18 protein-coding genes are annotated in these 17,703 nt (G+C 51.4%); 6 read left to right on the top strand and 12 right to left on the bottom strand.

The features are described 5' to 3' along the window. Nucleotides 1-38: 38 nt before the first annotated feature. The gene (locus AC1DWB_RS22570) at nucleotides 39-1,484 is read right to left on the bottom strand and encodes a bifunctional metallophosphatase/5'-nucleotidase (protein ID WP_477543343.1); all 1,446 of its coding nucleotides are present in this window, start codon (nucleotides 1,482-1,484) and stop codon (nucleotides 39-41) included. Between the two features lie 177 nt (nucleotides 1,485-1,661). On the opposite strand from AC1DWB_RS22570, the gene AC1DWB_RS22575 reads away from it, so the two are divergent. Further along, nucleotides 1,662-2,390, top strand: a complete 729-nt coding sequence (locus tag AC1DWB_RS22575) for a molybdenum cofactor biosynthesis protein (RefSeq protein WP_477543344.1) — start codon at nucleotides 1,662-1,664, stop codon at nucleotides 2,388-2,390. A gap of 17 nt (nucleotides 2,391-2,407) precedes the next feature. On the opposite strand, the gene AC1DWB_RS22580 is transcribed toward AC1DWB_RS22575, so the two are convergent. Next, on the bottom strand, nucleotides 2,408-3,418 hold the full coding sequence (locus AC1DWB_RS22580) for an LCP family protein (RefSeq protein ID WP_477543345.1): 1,011 nt from the start codon (nucleotides 3,416-3,418) through the stop codon (nucleotides 2,408-2,410). Nucleotides 3,419-3,432: 14 nt separating this feature from the next. Further along, on the bottom strand, nucleotides 3,433-4,125 hold the full coding sequence (locus AC1DWB_RS22585) for an NlpC/P60 family protein (RefSeq protein WP_477543346.1): 693 nt from the start codon (nucleotides 4,123-4,125) through the stop codon (nucleotides 3,433-3,435). 396 nt (nucleotides 4,126-4,521) lie between these two features. Between AC1DWB_RS22585 and proS the strand changes: the two genes are divergently transcribed. Further along, on the top strand, nucleotides 4,522-5,826 hold the full coding sequence (gene proS / locus AC1DWB_RS22590) for a proline--tRNA ligase (RefSeq protein WP_477543347.1): 1,305 nt from the start codon (nucleotides 4,522-4,524) through the stop codon (nucleotides 5,824-5,826). 750 nt (nucleotides 5,827-6,576) lie between these two features. Here the strand turns inward: proS and sufB are convergent. The 5 genes from sufB to AC1DWB_RS22615 form a co-directional block, all read right to left on the bottom strand. Then, nucleotides 6,577-7,974 (bottom strand): Fe-S cluster assembly protein SufB, encoded by a 1,398-nt coding sequence (gene sufB, locus AC1DWB_RS22595; protein WP_477543348.1) that lies wholly within the window; start codon nucleotides 7,972-7,974, stop codon nucleotides 6,577-6,579. Nucleotides 7,975-8,004: 30 nt separating this feature from the next. Continuing rightward, on the bottom strand, nucleotides 8,005-9,234 hold the full coding sequence (locus AC1DWB_RS22600) for a cysteine desulfurase (protein WP_477543349.1): 1,230 nt from the start codon (nucleotides 9,232-9,234) through the stop codon (nucleotides 8,005-8,007). Next, nucleotides 9,234-10,535 carry a Fe-S cluster assembly protein SufD gene (sufD, locus tag AC1DWB_RS22605; protein WP_477543350.1) on the bottom strand — a complete coding sequence of 434 codons (1,302 nt, stop codon included), beginning with the start codon at nucleotides 10,533-10,535 and terminating at the stop codon, nucleotides 9,234-9,236. Before sufD ends, AC1DWB_RS22600 begins: the two co-directional genes overlap by 1 nt. A 32-nt stretch (nucleotides 10,536-10,567) precedes the next feature. After that, nucleotides 10,568-11,356 carry a Fe-S cluster assembly ATPase SufC gene (sufC, locus tag AC1DWB_RS22610; RefSeq protein ID WP_477543351.1) on the bottom strand — a complete coding sequence of 263 codons (789 nt, stop codon included), beginning with the start codon at nucleotides 11,354-11,356 and terminating at the stop codon, nucleotides 10,568-10,570. Between the two features lie 124 nt (nucleotides 11,357-11,480). Beyond that, entirely contained in the window at nucleotides 11,481-12,077 is a 597-nt protein-coding gene (locus AC1DWB_RS22615; RefSeq protein ID WP_477543352.1) for a DUF1802 family protein, read from the bottom strand. Between the two features lie 143 nt (nucleotides 12,078-12,220). Here AC1DWB_RS22615 and AC1DWB_RS22620 point away from each other — a divergent pair, with 143 nt between their 5' ends. After that, on the top strand, nucleotides 12,221-12,379 hold the full coding sequence (locus AC1DWB_RS22620; protein ID WP_477543353.1) for an asparagine synthase: 159 nt from the start codon (nucleotides 12,221-12,223) through the stop codon (nucleotides 12,377-12,379). A 401-nt stretch (nucleotides 12,380-12,780) separates the two neighbouring features. Here AC1DWB_RS22620 and AC1DWB_RS22625 read toward each other — a convergent pair whose 3' ends face one another. After that, nucleotides 12,781-13,233, bottom strand: a complete 453-nt coding sequence (locus AC1DWB_RS22625) for a Dps family protein (RefSeq protein ID WP_477543354.1) — start codon at nucleotides 13,231-13,233, stop codon at nucleotides 12,781-12,783. 160 nt (nucleotides 13,234-13,393) lie between these two features. Here AC1DWB_RS22625 and mtnK point away from each other — a divergent pair, with 160 nt between their 5' ends. Both mtnK and mtnA read left to right on the top strand, forming a co-directional pair. Next, nucleotides 13,394-14,599, top strand: coding sequence for an S-methyl-5-thioribose kinase (mtnK, locus tag AC1DWB_RS22630; protein WP_477543355.1), 1,206 nt, complete (start codon nucleotides 13,394-13,396; stop codon nucleotides 14,597-14,599). A 41-nt stretch (nucleotides 14,600-14,640) separates the two neighbouring features. Continuing rightward, nucleotides 14,641-15,798, top strand: a complete 1,158-nt coding sequence (gene mtnA / locus AC1DWB_RS22635; RefSeq protein WP_477543384.1) for an S-methyl-5-thioribose-1-phosphate isomerase — start codon at nucleotides 14,641-14,643, stop codon at nucleotides 15,796-15,798. Nucleotides 15,799-15,802: 4 nt separating this feature from the next. On the opposite strand, the gene AC1DWB_RS22640 is transcribed toward mtnA, so the two are convergent. Then, a complete protein-coding gene (locus AC1DWB_RS22640; RefSeq protein WP_477543356.1) occupies nucleotides 15,803-15,985 on the bottom strand; it encodes a hypothetical protein in 183 nt (60 codons plus the stop codon). Nucleotides 15,986-16,046: 61 nt separating this feature from the next. Here AC1DWB_RS22640 and AC1DWB_RS22645 point away from each other — a divergent pair, with 61 nt between their 5' ends. Further along, entirely contained in the window at nucleotides 16,047-16,403 is a 357-nt protein-coding gene (locus AC1DWB_RS22645; RefSeq protein ID WP_477543357.1) for a helix-turn-helix domain-containing protein, read from the top strand. On the opposite strand, the gene AC1DWB_RS22650 is transcribed toward AC1DWB_RS22645, so the two are convergent. Then, the gene (locus AC1DWB_RS22650) at nucleotides 16,400-17,230 is read right to left on the bottom strand and encodes a glycosyltransferase family 2 protein (RefSeq protein WP_477543358.1); all 831 of its coding nucleotides are present in this window, start codon (nucleotides 17,228-17,230) and stop codon (nucleotides 16,400-16,402) included. The two genes, AC1DWB_RS22645 and AC1DWB_RS22650, sit on opposite strands and share 4 nt — an antisense overlap. Before the next feature lie 137 nt (nucleotides 17,231-17,367). Continuing rightward, nucleotides 17,368-17,670 carry a YunC family protein gene (locus AC1DWB_RS22655; RefSeq protein WP_477543359.1) on the bottom strand — a complete coding sequence of 101 codons (303 nt, stop codon included), beginning with the start codon at nucleotides 17,668-17,670 and terminating at the stop codon, nucleotides 17,368-17,370. Nucleotides 17,671-17,703: the final 33 nt, after the last annotated feature.

Consider the following 17,703-nt stretch of genomic DNA (forward strand, 5'->3'; position numbering starts at 1 on the left):
GGATTAAGGAATATTTAATAATAAGAGACAGCTGTGTGTTAGTTTTGCGCGATCCAACGCAGCTCCTTGCATCGCTTCAGTTGCTCCGGTCTTTTGAGTTGCTCGCCCAATACGTCCCGAATAAATTCAGGAAGGAAAAATTTCGTGTTCTTCCCTTGACTCAACGTCGTGTAGCCGCTGCCGAATGTAAACATATCGATCATCCCTACCTGGTATATTTTATCAGGCTGAAGGGCCTCGCCATTCAACTCTACACGGTCGATTTTAGCATAAGGCTCACCAGCTGGATCGTATACCACGCGAACTCCATCCAGACACAACACGCCTAGTACTTGTCCGCGAAAGCCGAACCCACGAATAGGCCGCTCATAATATTCAGCCAACAGAGACTCCTCTAGCGCCTGCATCAAGTGGCTCCCGGATAACATCGTAAGGCAGGGGTTAATCGGCGACGGACACATTGAGAGCAATTGACCAGCCGTTACAGAACCTGCCTCCAGGGCGTATAGAAGCTGTCCCGCGTTCACCAACCCAATCTCACCGCCAGTCCAGCTACGAATACCAGCGGCCAGCAGATTGCCGAGCTCGGACTCTTCATACCAGTCAATCGTGAGCGACTGCTCCAGCTCCACCACAGGTTGTTCCAATTTCCGGATACTTTGCTCACGATATCGATCGATCAGACCCGCGACATGTTCGTCAATCGGATATTGTTCGACGAGGTGACATCGACCTTGCACCTTGGAGACAGCAGCGGCCTCAAAATCATAGGTAATCGACACCTCACCTACATATTTACCTAGACTGCCCGTCGCAGCGATCCAAGTATTCCCTTCGCGTTCAGGCTGTTCCAGCAGATGGTGCGTATGACCGCCTAGGATGAGATCGATGCCCGTCACCTCCCGTGCCATCAACCGATCCTGCGTCAAGCCCAGATGAGACATTACGATGATGATATCTGCTCCAGCATGAAGTCTAAGCTTGCTCACTTCCTCTCGAATCGCTTGAATCGGCTCGAGAATGGTCCATCCCAGCAATGTATAGAAGCTCTCATAGTAGGCCGTAACTCCGACTAGACCTACGCGTAATCCACCATGATTTATGACAAGCGAGGGCACCATCCAGTCTGGATGCATCCCTGTATCCAATTGCTTCAAATTCGTACCCAAGACAGCGAAACGAGCATGCTCCCGGTATGCTTCCGAGATGGTCTTCATAGGAAACGTTAGACCCTCATTATTGCCCAATACAATGGCATCATAGCCGGACGCATTTAAGACAGCTACGTTAGCCGCTCCCATACTGCCTTCCGTCTCCACCATCATGCGATCCATGTGATCGCCGATATCCAGAGTCAGCACCTGATCCTCAGCCCTAGCTTGCTTGAGCTGCCGAATGGCAGACGCAATGCGGGGCATTTGTTCGAAGCGGCTGTGAAGGTCGTTCGTATGAATGATATGTAGTTGCCCTAATTCCGCTGGCACACGAATCTCTCCTTTCCCACAATCTCATATTCAATGGATTCGGCCTACGTGCAGCAAATTCCTGCCGCTCGTCCTAATCCATGATCTCTCATTGTATGCAGGTCCCGGGATTGACAATGCTAATGACCTTTCTGTACGATGAAATTATTATGCATGTCGTAACCCAGGAGAGTGCTTATGAACATCACCCTATTGCTATTCGCCGGACTTGCCGAGTCCATCGGGACGAGCCGCTTACCTATTCATATGGATGTCGAGCAGTTAACGGTCAAGGAGTTGAAGGACCATCTGGTCCAGCAATTCCCGAAGGCTGAATCGTCGATCCGCTCGTCATTCGCGGCTCGCAACCACAGCTATGCCGCAGACGATACAGAGTTGGCTGAATCCGATGAGGTGGCCTTGATCCCCCCTGTCTCCGGAGGCCAACCACAAGATGCAACTGACAGGAAAGAACCTGCAGTACGCCGTATAGAGCTATATACCCTATCTCACGAGAAGCTGTCCGTTGAGGAAGTGTGTAATAAAGTGCAAGACCCTCGCTATGGAGCCGCCTTGGCCTTCGTTGGTTCGACCCGGGAGTATACACAAGGGAAACGAACCCTACTCTTGGAGTATGAAGCCTACGCCCCGATGGCCCTTAAGACCATGGAACAGATCGGACAAGAAATAGACGCCCGTTGGCCGGGCGCCATCTGCGCCATCTCGCATCGGTTAGGACCGGTACCATTAGGCGAGATAAGTGTCGTGATTGCAACTGCCGCTCCACATCGAGCGGAATGCTACGAAGCGAGCCGATACGCCATCGAGCGGCTGAAGCAGATTGTGCCCATATGGAAGAAGGAAATATGGGAAGACGGGTCTGAGTGGAAGGGACACCAGCTCGGTCCTTGGGACCCATTAGCTTGAGAATTAAGATCGGGGGTTCACGAACCCCCGATCTCTTGTTGCAAAGCCAGCTTGGCTTGATTGAAATCCTCATCATTCACAATAATGTACGGACTTCTCCATTCCCCCTGCAAAGATATAAACTTGATCTGATCCCGGTCGATCTTCAGTAAGGACTCCATTACCCCACGTATTTCCGTAGAAGGAATATCGGTCTTGATATGGTTGCCTGCCGTGTCAAGTACAGTCCCCATCTGCAGGAGCCCGTTAACGGACTTAATCTTGCCCGCTAACTGATGGAGCACCTGCTGCTGCCTTCGGTTACGCATATAGTCGCTCGATTCCTTCGTATTCCGATTCGACTTGCGATATCGTACGAAATCGAGCGCCTGTTTGCCGTTTAACAGTTGGTTACCCTTCTTCAGGTCAATGTTCGTACCGTCCTCACGATCGACATATCGCATATTCATATCGACATCAACCGTCACTCCCCCGAGCTTGTCCACAATCTGCTCGAATCCTTTGAAATGAAAAGCGGCTGTATACCGAATCGGCATATCGAATACTTGGCTGAACAATTGTTTCGTATGTGCGAATGCCGTGCTGGGCTCCCTGTTGTAGTAGTAGGGGAAATAGAAATTCGCTTTACGTGCGGGCAACCCAGCTGGTTTCAATTGCATGTCCCTCGGAAGGGAGACAACCGTTGCCGACTTGCCGCTTGGATGAATCGCAACGGCCATAATCACATCTGAGTTCATACTCCTTGTCTGCTTGCGGTTATCAATACCAAGCATAAGGAAGGTTTGAGCTTTCGGCCGGATCGCTTCCGCGGATCGCAATTGCAGCATATGTTGTGCCAACAGATCGCTATCCGTGTCGCTTCCTTGCCCGGTATCCGGTTGTTCATTCATCCCGATGATCTGAATTGGTTCCGGTGTCAAAGATGAATCACTGCTTATTTTCTCCAGAAACCGGTCGGTCCGGTTGATCAAATATCCGGTATATCCGACTCCGACGACAATAAGTCCCAACATACATATCCCGAACAAACGAACGGCCGCCCTCAGATCGCATCACTCCGTGTAATCCGAGTGCTTTTCATGAACGTTTTTTGCCAATACGGCTGATTGATATCTGTGATTTGAACACCGTCTTCCGGCTCTGGTGAGGAATGAATCATTTGCGAATCGCCGAGTTGCTTGCGGAACAAATATTGGATAAAGGACGAACAATCGAATAACCCCGTCTGCTGAAAAGGCCCCGTGTCGAATTTATATTTGATGCCCAAGTTAGGCTTTTCCAGCTCTTCGAGCTGCTGAACGTTAATCGCGGCATTCGAACCCGTATCCAATTGATGCAAATTTGGATTGCAGGTCGGATCAATCGTTACTTCCTCAGGCTGATCTCCCTTTGCAGCTTGGGGTGAATCCTCCAACGCGTCCGCCAGCGCTTGGGCAGCTATGTAGCTCTTGTCGCCGATCTTGGTTGTGGGGATTCGGGCATCGCTGCCTTGTGGAATCACTTGAAGGATATGGAGTCCGCTACCTTTCTTGCTGACCTTTGCCGCTTCTGCTCGTGACTTCGCCAACGATCCCCCTGAGCCGGATTCATTGTGATTTCCAAACTTCGTACAAGCATGTGCCGTTAATAGTGCGGTTGTGATACTTACGTTGATTCCGAGCCGCCATTTTGGATGCTTTGCGTTCACATGAACCCACCTCTCCCCAACGTTAGGCTTAATAATTGGTCTGCCCATAGGTTGATGCTCCTGCAAAATAATTATGCGGAATAGGGTGTTCACTTATTTTGCCTTGACTAGGATAGGTGGCATGGTGTAAATTAAGTAAAATTCAATGTAACAAAAGCTGTAATCAAGGAATTGCCCGAAATTCGACTTGTGCAGAGAGAGAACCGTCCGCTGAAAAGTTCTCCCGTCGATTCGCGATGCATCCCACCTTGTAGTTGCCTAGGAGACTGGTGCTGTACCATACACACCCTATCCACGGCCGGACAATCTCCGTTATCGATTTCGAGAATTGCTGTCCCGATCCGGGCAGCGATTGAATAAGGGTGGTACCACGACGCTTTCGTCCCTTGACGAAAGTGTTTTTTGTGTTTTTCCAAGACTAGTTTGGAAGGGGAGAATTGCTCTATGAAACAAAGCTGTTTGTTTATGCCAACTTTGCGGGAAGCACCTGCGGAAGCGGAGGTCGCCAGCCATAAATTACTGTTACGTGCTGGTTTGGTGCGTCAACTAGCTTCTGGCGTATACACATATATGCCGATGGGGTGGCGTGTGCTAAGAAGGCTAGAAGCTATCGTACGCGAAGAGATGGACCGAATTGGCGGGCAGGAGCTGCTCATGCCTGCCTTACAGCCTGTCGAGCTGTGGGAGCAATCGGGCCGCTATGAGGTGTATGGCCCGGAATTGATTCGGCTGCAGGACCGTCACGGCCGGGCATTCGCACTGGGACCGACACATGAGGAGATTGTCACCTCACTCGCAGCAGCCGAGCTTACTTCTTACCGCAAGTTACCGCTTATTCTTTATCAGATCCAAACCAAATTCCGTGATGAACGGAGACCTAGATTCGGCCTGCTGCGGGGGCGCGAGTTTCTGATGAAAGATGCCTACTCTTTCCATATGGACTGGGAAGGACTGGGGCAAGCTTACAATGCGATGCTGCAAGCCTACGCCACGATATTCACTCGAATCGGACTCCGGTTTCGAGCTATAGAAGCTGATTCAGGAGCGATTGGCGGTGAAGGAGGCTCTCATGAGTTCGTTGCCCTGGCGGAGATCGGCGAAGATACAATCGTATCCTGCTCCAAGTGCAGTTATGCTGTTAATATGGAACTCACCGTCCGTGTATCGGACGAATCCGATTCAGCGCCACGCCCCATTCAGGAAGGGGATTCATGCCCACGCTGCTCAGATGGAAGCCTGCTGTTGTCCAAAGGCACCGAGGTGGGGCATGTGTTCAAGTTAGGAACGAAGTACAGCGAACCGTTAGGAGCCCATGTAGCTGATGCTAATGGGCACGAGAAGCCGCTTCTCATGGGCTGCTACGGAATTGGTCTATCCCGGTTGCTATCGACCGTTGTGGAGCAGCATCATGACGACAGCGGCATCGTGTGGCCCGCAGCGATAGCTCCATATCAAGTTCATATCATCTCGCTCCATGCAACAGCGGATGATATTCAACTGCGTCTGGCCTCTTCCCTCTATGCTCGGCTATGCGCAGCAGGGGTCGAGGTACTGCTGGATGACCGGGAGGAACGCCCGGGTGTCAAGCTGAAGGATGCGGACTTAATCGGCATCCCGATCCGAATCGTCGTGGGCCGTGGCGCGGCACAGGGGGTTGTGGAGTGGAAGGAACGCACCTCCACAGGGTCTGAGCAGCTCTCATCGGAGGATGCGTTGGGCCGGCTGGCAGGCGGCAGAGCGGCACTCTGATGGGGTGCAGGGTGCATAGATAGAGCGACACGGTGGAGTTCAGTTGGCGCGTGGGAGGAAGTAGGCAGAGGATTCCGTGCGAAACTGTGGAGTTCAGTTGGCGCGTGGGAGAAGCAGGCAGAGGATTCCGACCGCTGTTGAAATCTATTCCTTGGGATGAAATGGGTTTTGGTTAGGAATAGATTTCAAAGGCGACCGCTTCGCTTCTTCACCCCCTGCCTGCTTCCTCTTCCGTTCTACTTTCCTGCAAGGAGTTAAGGAAATGGCAACCTGCTCCGCTCGTGCCGGAGATCAGCTGGCAAGCCTATCCGCGGGGACCTGTAGCGCGGAAAAACCGCGCTATTCACTTCCATAAGCCCCACCGGAGCACCTGTAGCTCGGTTTTTCCGCGCTATTCGCTCCCGCAAGACCTGTTGGGCATCGGTGTTTGAGGCTGTCGATTAACTGTAAACAAAAGGAGTAGAGAGTGAAAAAGAGGACCCTGGCGAGTTTTGGCTTGAACCTCCCACCGCTGAATCCCTTATACAATCAAGGAAGTTTCAAACAAGATGTTTGAAACCTGGGGCCCCCGCAAAGTAATCGGAATTAACTACAGAGCTTGGCTTCACTTTGTGGGGATGACTAAGGGTTCTTTTTCACTTGAAACGGCCGAATTAGCTTCTATCAACGGTAAAAAACAAAAATACGTATCCGAAAGACTAAGACACGCAAGTGTGATAGTCACATCGGATACGTATTTACATGTAAGGCTTAACCAATACTGCCTTCCATCTCGAACTTTATGAGACGATTCATCTCAACTGCATATTCCATCGGCAATTCCTTGGTGAACGGCTCGATGAAGCCCATTACGATCATTTGAGTCGCTTCGGCATCTGTCAATCCGCGGCTCATCAGATAGAACAATTGATCCTCGGACACCTTGGAAACTGTAGCTTCATGCTCCAGTGTAATGTTGTCGTTCATGATCTCGTTATACGGAATCGTGTCGGACGTCGATTGCTTATCCATGATCAATGTGTCGCACTTGATGTTCGCCTTGGACCCTTGGGAGTTGCGCCCAAAGGAAGCCAAGCCGCGGTACGTGACCTTACCGCCGTGCTTGCTGATCGACTTGGAGACGATCGTGGATGTTGTGTCCGGCGCCAAGTGAATCATCTTCGCACCCGCATCCTGATGCTGGCCTTTGCCGGCTACAGCGATGGATAATACCATCCCCTTAGCGCCGCGACCTTTCAGCACAACTGCTGGATACTTCATAGTCAGTTTGGAGCCGATGTTGCCGTCAACCCACTCCATAGTCGCGTTTTCTTCAGCTACGGCACGTTTCGTTACCAGGTTGTAAATGTTAGGCGCCCAGTTCTGAATCGTCGTATAGCGCGCACGTGAGTTCTTCCGGCAGATGATCTCAACAACGGCGCTATGCAGCGAGTTCGTGCTGTAGATTGGGGCTGTACAGCCTTCTACGTAATGCACAAAGCTGTCTTCGTCGGTGATGATCAATGTACGTTCGAATTGTCCCATATTCTCCGAGTTGATCCGGAAATAAGCTTGCAATGGAATGTCACATTTCACACCCTTAGGCACGTAGATGAAGCTGCCTCCAGACCATACAGCACTGTTCAGAGCTGCGAATTTGTTGTCCGTAGGCGGAACGATCGTGCCAAAGTATTCACGGAACAGCTCTGGGTATTCGCGTAAAGCTGAATCGGTGTCAGTGAAGATAACTCCTTGCTTCTCCAAGTCCTCTTGCATGCTGTGATATACAACCTCGGACTCGTACTGGGCCGATACACCTGCCAGGAACTTCTGCTCCGCTTCGGGAATCCCCAGCTTATCGAATGTGTTCTTGATCTCTTCCGGCACTTCTTCCCAAGTCTTGCCTTGCTTCTCAGAAGGCTTAACATAGTAAGTGATGTCATTGAAATCCAGATCGTCCATATTGCCGCCCCAATTAGGCATCGGCTTGGAGTTGAATATGTCCAACGATTTCAATCGGAAGTCAAGCATCCATTGAGGTTCGTTCTTCATGCTGGAAATTTCCTTCACGATATCAGCTGTCAGCCCTTTTTCCGAACGGAATATATTCTGATGCTCGTCACGAAAGCCATACTTATAATCTTCCATCTCCGGCATTTGCTTAGCCATTCGTAATCCCTCCCTCAAATTAGTATTGCGTCAATCTCCTATAGATGCGAAAAATTGCTTCGTCTTCACAAGCGCATCGACCAATCGATCAATATCCTGCTCGGTATTGTATATATAAAAGCTTGCTCTAGCCGTGGCGTTTACATGCAACCATCTCATCAACGGCTGGCAGCAATGGTGTCCAGCACGGATCGCGACCCCTTCCGCATCGATCACGGTTGCAACGTCATGGGCATGAATATCGGCTAAGTTGAAGGTGACAAGACCGGTTCTGCCAGCTCTTGGACCGTATATAACCAAGTCCTCGATCTCCGTCATGCGCTCCACAGCGTACTTAGCAAGTGCCTGATCGTGACGGTGAATGTTGTCGAGCCCAACTTCCTGCAGGAAGTCGATGGCGGCGCCAAGTCCAACTGCTCCAGCGATTATCGGTGTACCACCCTCGAACTTCCAGGGCAAATCCTTGAATGTGGAGTCGTACAAGTCAACACGGTCGATCATCTCGCCGCCGAACTCGATCGGCTCCATCTTTTCTAGCAATTCTTTCTTGCCGTACAGTGCGCCAATCCCGGTAGGACCGCACATCTTGTGACCCGAGAAGGCGTAGAAATCGCAGTCCAGATCCTGTACGTCCACTTTCAAGTGAGGTGCACTCTGTGCCCCGTCAACGAGCATCTTGGCACCGTGGCGGTGGGCGATTGCAGCGATTTCCTTAACGGGATTCGTCACACCCAGCACATTGGACACATAGACAACAGCTACGATCTTCGTACGATCGGTTACCGTTTCCTCTACGTCCTTAAGCGAGATGGAACCGTCCGCTTGCAGCGGAATATATTTCAGCGTAGCGCCGGTCGCCTTAGCGACCTGCTGCCACGGAATGAGATTGCTGTGATGCTCCATCGGTGTGATGACGATCTCGTCGCCTTGACGGCACACTTCCCGAGCATAACTCGACGCTACCAGATTAATAGCGGTCGTAGTCCCGCGCGTGAATATGATCTCTTCACGGCTACGAGCGTTCAAGAACGTCACAACCTTGTCTCGGGCCCCTTCGTAAGCGTCCGTAGCCCGGGAACCAAGCGTATGCACACCGCGGTGAACGTTGGAATTGTCCAGCTCGTAGTAGCTCTTGAGCGCTTCAATCACTTGCCGCGGCTTCTGCGAGGTCGCCGCACTGTCCAAGTAAACGAGCGGATGGCCATTCACTTCCTGATGCAGAATCGGGAACAGTTCCCTAAGCTCGACGCTGTTCAGCATTATCCCAGCTTCCTTTCGACTAGCGCCTCAAGCTGCTTGCGTACATTCTCAAGAGGCACTTCCGAGATTACAGGTGCGAGGAAACCGTAGATCACGAGTCTCTCTGCTTCCACCTTCGGCACACCGCGAGACATCAAGTAGTAGATTTGCTCTGGATTAACTTGCCCTACGCTTGCGGCGTGACCAGCCTTGACATCATCTTCGTCGATCAAGAGAATCGGATTGGCATCGCCGCGTGCCTTAGGACTGAGCATAAGTACTCGCTCAGTTTGTTGTCCATTGGCACCCGTGGCACCCTTTTCGATCTTCGTAATGCCGTTTATGATCGCCGTCGCTTCTTCCTTCATGACCGCACGTGTAATCATCTGGCTCGGCGTACTCTTGCCGAAATGCACCGCACGTGTCGTTTGGTTCAGCTTCTGATCGCTACGACCGACGCTGATAACCTTCGCATCAGAATTGGAACCATTGCCCTTCAGGATGGATGTCGTGTCCGCCATTGCGTTGCCGCTGTTCAGCTCACCGACAATCCACTCGATCTTGCTGTCATTATCAAGGATCGTCCGGCGATAGGTGATGTCCGTAGTCTGATCGCCGAAATTGTGAATGGAGGCGAACGTGACGCTTGCACCCGGCTTAACAACAACCTCGATGATACCGTTGTGGACGAGTTCAAGCCCGTCTTCGGAAAAGTAATTGTCTACGTAAGTTACAGAGCTGTTCGCTTCTGCCACGATCAACACGTGAGGAGCAAATATCGCCTCCGAATCATCCGCGTAGAACAATGCTTGCACTGGCAGTTCTACCTTCACGCCGCGAGGCACATATAAGAATACGCCACCGTTCCACATAGCTGCATGTAGTGCGGTTAGACGGTTCTCGTCCGGCTTCACAACGGTCATGAAGTGCTTCTGCACAAGTTCACCATGGGTCTGCAAAGCTGTTTCCAGATCGGTGAACACGACGCCTTGGGCAGTCAATTGGTTATTGACGTGCTTGTAGGCTATTCCAGAGTTGCGCTGCACGAGCACGCTCGCCGCATCGATATCCTCTTGAAGCAGATCGCGAACTTGCTGTGGCAATCCGTTCACTGTGTCCGACACATCAGTTTGTTTATAAGTACCGAAAGCGTTAAGCTTCCAGCGGTCTATTCTAGTTTTATCCAACTTGGGCAGTTCCAACGTACCTGCCGACTCCAGTGCTTTCACACGCAAATCCTGCATCCATTGCGGCTCATTCTTGCGGGAGGACAATTGTGTGATGGAATCGCGGTCGATTGGAAGAACGGTTTCTATGCTCATTTTTTCCATTTCCTCCTGATTCGTTCTATCCATTAAACTTCTTGACCTACGGTTTCATCCACAATGCCGAGTTCTTCCTTGATCCAGTCGTAGCCTTCTGCTTCCAGACGCTCAGCCAGCTCAGGACCGCCGGACTTCACAATACGGCCTTGCATCATAACGTGTACGAAATCTGGCTTCACATAGTTCAACAGGCGTTGATAGTGGGTGATGATCAGAAATCCACGTTCTTCACTACGCATGGCATTCACGCCTTCAGCGACGATACGCAAAGCATCGATGTCCAAACCGGAGTCGATTTCGTCCAAAATAACGATCTTAGGATCAAGCAGCATCATCTGCAAAATTTCGTTCCGCTTCTTCTCTCCACCGGAGAAACCTTCGTTCAAGTAACGGTGTGCGAACTCTGGGTTCATTTCCAACTGCTTCATCTTGCCTTCCATCTGGCGGATGAACTTGATCAGCGAGATCTCATTGCCTTCCTCACGGCGGGCATTGATCGCACTACGCAGGAAGTCGGAATTGGTTACGCCCGCGATTTCACTCGGATACTGCATAGCCAGGAACAGACCGGCACGAGCGCGCTCATCAACAGCCATCTCCAGAACTTGTTCGCCGTTCAACGTGACGCTGCCTTCAGTTACTTCATATTTGGGATGACCCATCAAAGCGGATGCGAGCGTGCTTTTCCCGGTACCGTTAGGTCCCATGATGGCATGTACTTCGCCGCCGTTAATTTTCAAGTCAATGCCTTTCAAAATCTCCTTGTCTTCAATCGAAGCTTTCAAACCGTCTATGACGAATTGGGGTGTGTTAGCCATTTGTACTGTTCCCTCCGAAACTTATTTTGGAATCATTCTTAAATGATTCTCATTGATTCTCAATAATAATTTTATTATATCCTATTCATCTACGCAAGAGAAGCCTAACCGTCTGCCAATCTGACTATGTTATGTTCAATTTGTTAACAATCACATTCCGTTCCGCTTCGAACTGCTCGTCAGTCAACACCGGCAACGCCTCTCGCCCAGTAGCTCCAGCCTGCGGTAGCACTAGATCTAGCCATGATTTGCAACCGATATAGTCGGGGTATATGGTAGCTTCAATCGGGTTGACTAATTTATAAACTCTTAACAAAATAATGTGCAACGGCTGCGTCTTCTTCCATTTTAGCCGTTCTGCGGCAAATTCATCCGTCCATATGTGCCGATCGCGAATGCGATCCAACTCTTCCTGGCTGAAAATCTCAATGTCTTGCACAGCCTCGGCGTAACAACGGATCGTGACCGTCTTGTTATCCGGATACCATCCGGCTGTCGTAATGTCGATCTGTTCCTGATATGGTTCCTTTAATAAATGTTTTTTCTGATGCTCGAACGTGGGGTACAAATAAAACCCGGCATTGCGAAGCTCGAAGTGACGTGTCTCTTCCAAGATGCCACCCTTGCGCAAAATAACAATTTGTCGCCCGCTCTCCAAAGCCTGTATGGCGGATGCCCATTCCTTCAAAGCTGCCCGTTGTTCCTCTTGTATCCTTGTCATCCTTATCGCACCTCCATTTAACCGATTATACGGCTCTGGAGGAAAACAATGCAAACCGCTCAAACGCATACATTGCGAATCGAAAAAGCAAGCTATAGAGGCAACTTCGCCACTCATTATTCGATGGAAAGAAGGTACTCAGCATGAGAGAAGGTCTTGTCCCCGCGGTATTGGGAACGGCAGTCACGGCATCGGGCGTCGCTCTGAGAGGGAAATTTCCAGTAGCCAGTTGGGGTGTGGTCGGTTTCGGCCTGGCCCATATCGTGTTAGGCGCCATCGATTTGGTCGAACATCGGAGGTAGCAGGAGCTGTAAAAAAGAAGGGCGAATGCCCTTCTTTTTTTGTGCCAAAATTAATCAATAAAATAAACAGTCCTAAGAGGCTGTCGAATCATTGTGAATACTGGAGTGGAAAGTGAGTAGTGGACCCCGGCGAGTTTTGGCTTGAACCTCCATACCGCGAAATCCCTTATACAATCAAAGGGAGGTTCAAACAAGATGTTTGAGTAACCGGGGTCCCCGCAAAGTACTCGGAGTTATCTCCAGAGCTAGTCTTCACTTTGTGGGGTTAAGCGTCGGGGTCCTTTTTCACTTGGAACAGCCGTTTGTGCTTCAATCAACAATGAATCGACAGCCTCCCCCTCAGCACATCACCCATCACCCACAGGTCTCGAGTCAGGACTGTTCGGATACAGGGTCCAACTTTACCCCATGAATGCTTCCAACATCCAGACATGCTTCTCCAGACTGGTCTGGATTCCGGTTAGCATATCTGCCGTGCTGCTATCACCTTCTGTTTCGGCGGCTTGGATGCCTTTGGCTAACTCCCCAATAATCGTCCGGAAGTCAGCGACCGTGGTCTTAACCATCTGATCCTGCTTCTCGTCGCCTTTCGCTTCCTGGATCGAAGACATCGATAAGTGTTCTTTCATGGTCGCGACCGGCTTGCCTTTAACCGCTAGAACACGCTCAGCCAGCGCATCCAGTGTTGTACCAGCTTCCGTGTAAAGTTCTTCAAACTTTTGGTGCAGCGTGAAAAAGTCTTTTCCTTTTACAAACCAGTGGTAATTGTGCATCTTCATATACAGGACGCTCCAGTTGGCAACCTGCTTGTTCAACACTTCGACGACGGACATTGTGGCTGTAGCTTGGGACATGCGGAAACGCCTCCTTCAGATTGGTTGTTGCCTTACATCTCATTCATGCGAAACACCCGTATTAGGGTAGCACGAAATCGCTCCGATTATGTGCAGCGCTATTTGCACCGATGTGCGAATCGCTTATACTAGTTGAAGAATACGTATGGAGGTGCCTATTATGACGCAGTATCACCCATTGACAGAACTTGAGGCCATTGCCTTTTCCCGGACGATCCCGGATTTGTTTCAACCCGATGCAGATTTGGCCAGCCGAGAGATCGGTGACGGCAATTTGAACCTGGTGTTTCACATCAGCGACCGGAATTCATCTGCCAGTGTGATTCTTAAGCAGGCGCTGCCTTATGCCAAAGTTGTAGGCGAATCGTGGCCCCTTACACTCGACCGTGCGAGAATCGAGAGCGAAGCGTTGCAACTACAAGGCAGCCTATGCCCGGACCTGGTCCCGAAGGTGTATACCTATGTGCCGGAGCTGGCTCTGACCGTTATGGAAGATTTGAGCGACCACGTCATTATGCGAAGAGGCCTTATGGAAGGCAACAAGTATCCGCTGTTCGCTGGACATATCGGAACGTTCATGGCGCATACGTTATATTACACTTCCGATCTCGGAATGAATCAGCAGGATAAGAAATATCAAGTCAAGCAGTTCATTAACCCTGAGCTGTGCAAAATAACAGAAGACTTGATCTTCGACGACCCTTACACGAACTCGCCAAACAACAGCTTCGATGAAGCGATTCGTGATGAGGTCGAAGCACTCTGGGCTGATACGGAGCTTCAATTGGAAGTAGCCCGGTTGCGCCATGGGTTCCTGACTCATGCTCAGGCACTGCTGCATGGCGATCTCCATACCGGAAGCATATTCATCACCCCGCAATCGACCAAAGTCATCGATCCGGAGTTCGCTTACTACGGGCCAATGGGCTTCGATATCGGTGCGGTCATCGCCAATCTGCTGCTCAATTTCGCCGGTCGTGAAGGGCTGAATGAGACAGAAGCTGACCGTGCGGACTTCCGTCGGTACTTGTTGGACACTATACGGGACGTCTGGTCCGCATTCGAGCGTGAGTTCCGCGGCCTGTGGGACAAGCATACCGTGGATCGGATGGCACGTACGCCTGGATTCCAGGACGTATACATCGCACAGCTGCTGCAGGATACGTTCGGCTATGCCGGTTGCAAGATGGTGCGCCGCGTCGTAGGCCTGGCTCACGTGGCCGACATCGACAAGATCGCCGATGCCGCCAGCAAGGAGCGTTCTCAGCGTATTGCACTGGCTATCGGCAAGACGCTGATCAAGCGTCATCGTTCCGCGACTTCCATCGAGGAACTGCTGGATATCGCATTAAGAGCTGTTCATTAAATGTAGCATGTAAGCTGATCTAGGAGGATGACAGGAAGATGATGGAAAATAGATGGAATTCGATGGTTAGGTTGGCTGCTGACCCCGCTGGCAGCGGGGCGCAAAGCGGAGTGCAGGGCGAAGCGCAAAGCGGAGTGCAAGGCGCGCTTCAATCGGTGCGCTGGGCAGGCGAGCATCTCGATCTGCTCGATCAACGGCTGCTGCCGGAGGAGATCTTGTATCTGCAGCTGACGAGTGCCGAGGACGTGTGGGAAGCGATCCGCCACCTGAAGGTGCGCGGTGCTCCTGCTATCGGGATTGCGGCAGCCTATGGGGTGTACTTGGGCGTACGAGACGTCCCTTCTGGCGAGGACGCCGCGGGTCGCTTCTTGACTGAAGTAGAGCGGCAGGCCGATTATCTGGCCACCTCGCGACCTACGGCGGTCAATCTGTTCTGGGCGCTCGACCGCATGAAGCGGCGGGCGGAGGAGCTTGTCCGCGTCGAGCGGCAAGCCGGCTTGCCGCGGCTAACAGCCGCGTTGCTCGACGAGGCGAGGCAGATTCAGGCCGAGGACGAGGAGACGTGCCGGCTGATCGGCGAGCACGCGCTCACGCTGTTCGAGGACGGCATGGGCGTCCTCACGCACTGCAACGCCGGCGGCCTGGCCACGGCGAAGTATGGTACGGCGCTTGCGCCAATTTACTTGGCGCAGGAGCGCGGCATCTCGCTGCGCGTCTTCGCCGACGAGACGCGGCCGGTACTGCAAGGCGCCCGGCTGACCGCATTCGAGCTGCAGCAAGCTGGCGTTGACGTAACTCTTATCTGTGACAACATGGCTGGTATGGTAATGTCGAAGGGTTGGGTACAAGCGGTCATCGTCGGAACGGACCGCGTGGCTGCGAACGGTGACGTAGCGAACAAAATCGGTACGTACAGTGTTGCTGTGCTTGCTAAGGCACATGGAATCCCCTTCTACGTAGCATGCCCGATGTCCACAATAGATCTGAACACGCCGACAGGCGAACAGATTCCGATCGAGGAACGCCACGAGGATGAGGTCACACAAGGCTTCGGCAAACGAACCGCACCGGTAGGCGTCAAAGTGTTCAACCCTGCGTTCGACATCACGCCCAACGAATACGTGTCGGCGATCATTACCGAGAAAGGGATCGTGCGAGCCCCTTACTCGGATAATCTGAAGGCATTGTTCAACGATTGATGAGCTACTGTGCTGAGCTGTAGGGCGGAGAAATAGTAATTATTTTAGAAATAACGGAAAATAATTCCACTAATACAGCAACAGTATCAACTATTGCTGCATTAACGGAAAAAAGTTCCGTTATTTCTGTTTTCTCAGAAGGAAATAGGGGGTGCTTGACCACCGAAGCCCCCATAATTTCACCCATCGATCCGAATTCTTATTATGGACCCTACATAACCCAATACAACTAGAGGAGGAGAGTCCGAATGATAAGATGCGGGGAACGAATGGCAGCGCTGCGCGTCAAGCTCGGCCTCACCCAAGAGGAATTGTCGGGCAAGCTCGGCATATCCAGGGCCGCCCTATCCCATTATGAAACGAACCGGAGAGAACCGGATTACATGACACTATGCACGATCGCCAACTATTTTCAAGTGTCGCTCGACTATATCTTATGCCGAATCGAAGAACCGATCTTGTCCCAAGAGGACTCGGCTTCGATTAAGCTCGATGGTTATGCTGCAGCTGACCTCCGCCAAGTGACGGTCGATGGACAGCCGCTTACGACCGAGGAAGCCCATATACTTGTGAACTATGTTCGTGAGCAACGGCGTAACCGTTAATCGGCCGCATAACGCTTGGCGTACCTCGAAGTGATGGGCAGGCCGTTCCAAGACTGTTCGCTCTCCGCTTGTCTGCTGACGACATCGGGCTCTTCGAGCAGCAGGAAGAAGTTCTTGGTAGGCAGCTCACCCAGCTGATGCTTGACAGACAGCTTGTCCAGGTAAGAACGCATGGAACCTAGGTCGTTCGACATGTTTCCTCCCTGCTGAGAGAACGCATATAACACGGTAGCCGCCGGCACCCGCTTCACGCGGAATTGTTGCACAGCCCGGAGGTAGAAATCCCAATCCCAGTAATGATAGACGTCCGGATCGAATTCGCCTAACGTCTTATGAATCGACTTGCGATACAGGATCCCAGAAGGCACGAACGTAGAAAATTTGCGCATCGCTGCCGGATCATGCAAATAGGCGAACAACCGTCGGCTGACGGGAATACGGGTAAGCCCTTCTTGTCGATAATCGAAGATCTCGACATCCGAGTAAACTAGATCATACCCGGCCAGCTCCTGAACCATGCGTTCAATATGCCCTGGCAGCAGTAGATCATCATCGTCACATAACAGGATCAGTTCCCCAGATGCATGTCTCACCCCCTCATTCCGGGCATGGACATGCTTTTGATTCGTAGGCAGATCGATCACCAACACATCCAACTCGCTGAACAACTCGGTAACAGGTTGAACCGATTGACCGCAATCGTTAACAATAATGACCTCAAAATTACGATACGTTTGACTGGCTAGCGACTCCAACAGTTCGGCCAGCATATGCAGTCGATTGTGCGTCGGGATAATAATGGAGATGAACGGTGACGCTGTAGGCATAAGCTTAACTCCTTCCAATCAAGGTTCTCTAGCATTTATTATACAAGACAACCCCACAAAGTGAAGTGGGGGCTTCGAAGCTTAATCGCTTAGCTTTTGGGGACCAAAAAAAAGAACGAGAGTTGTCTCGTTCAAGCTCACAGCATTTTCAGAATGGCATCGCTGCCTTTCATGCCCGGGACGATTCCCATTTCCACAGCTGTATGGGTTACTGATTCAAGAGGCGCTTCCAATAAGTCTTCCAGCGTCTTCACACCTGTCGCACGACCCGCGATAATATTGCGAGCGCGCAACCGTTCGTTCAGCAGCGCTACATCCAGAGCTCCACACATGATGTAGCCTTTATCTGTCGTTACGATGACGAGCGTGGTCTTGGGAAGCTCCACGGTGATCCCCATTACCGTTCGATCGCCGATCTGGATCGGCTTTGCGTTAATCATACGAATACCCCTCCTGAAGTGAGACTGACGCAG

This window comes from Paenibacillus sp. P4_E11 (genome assembly GCF_056401635.1).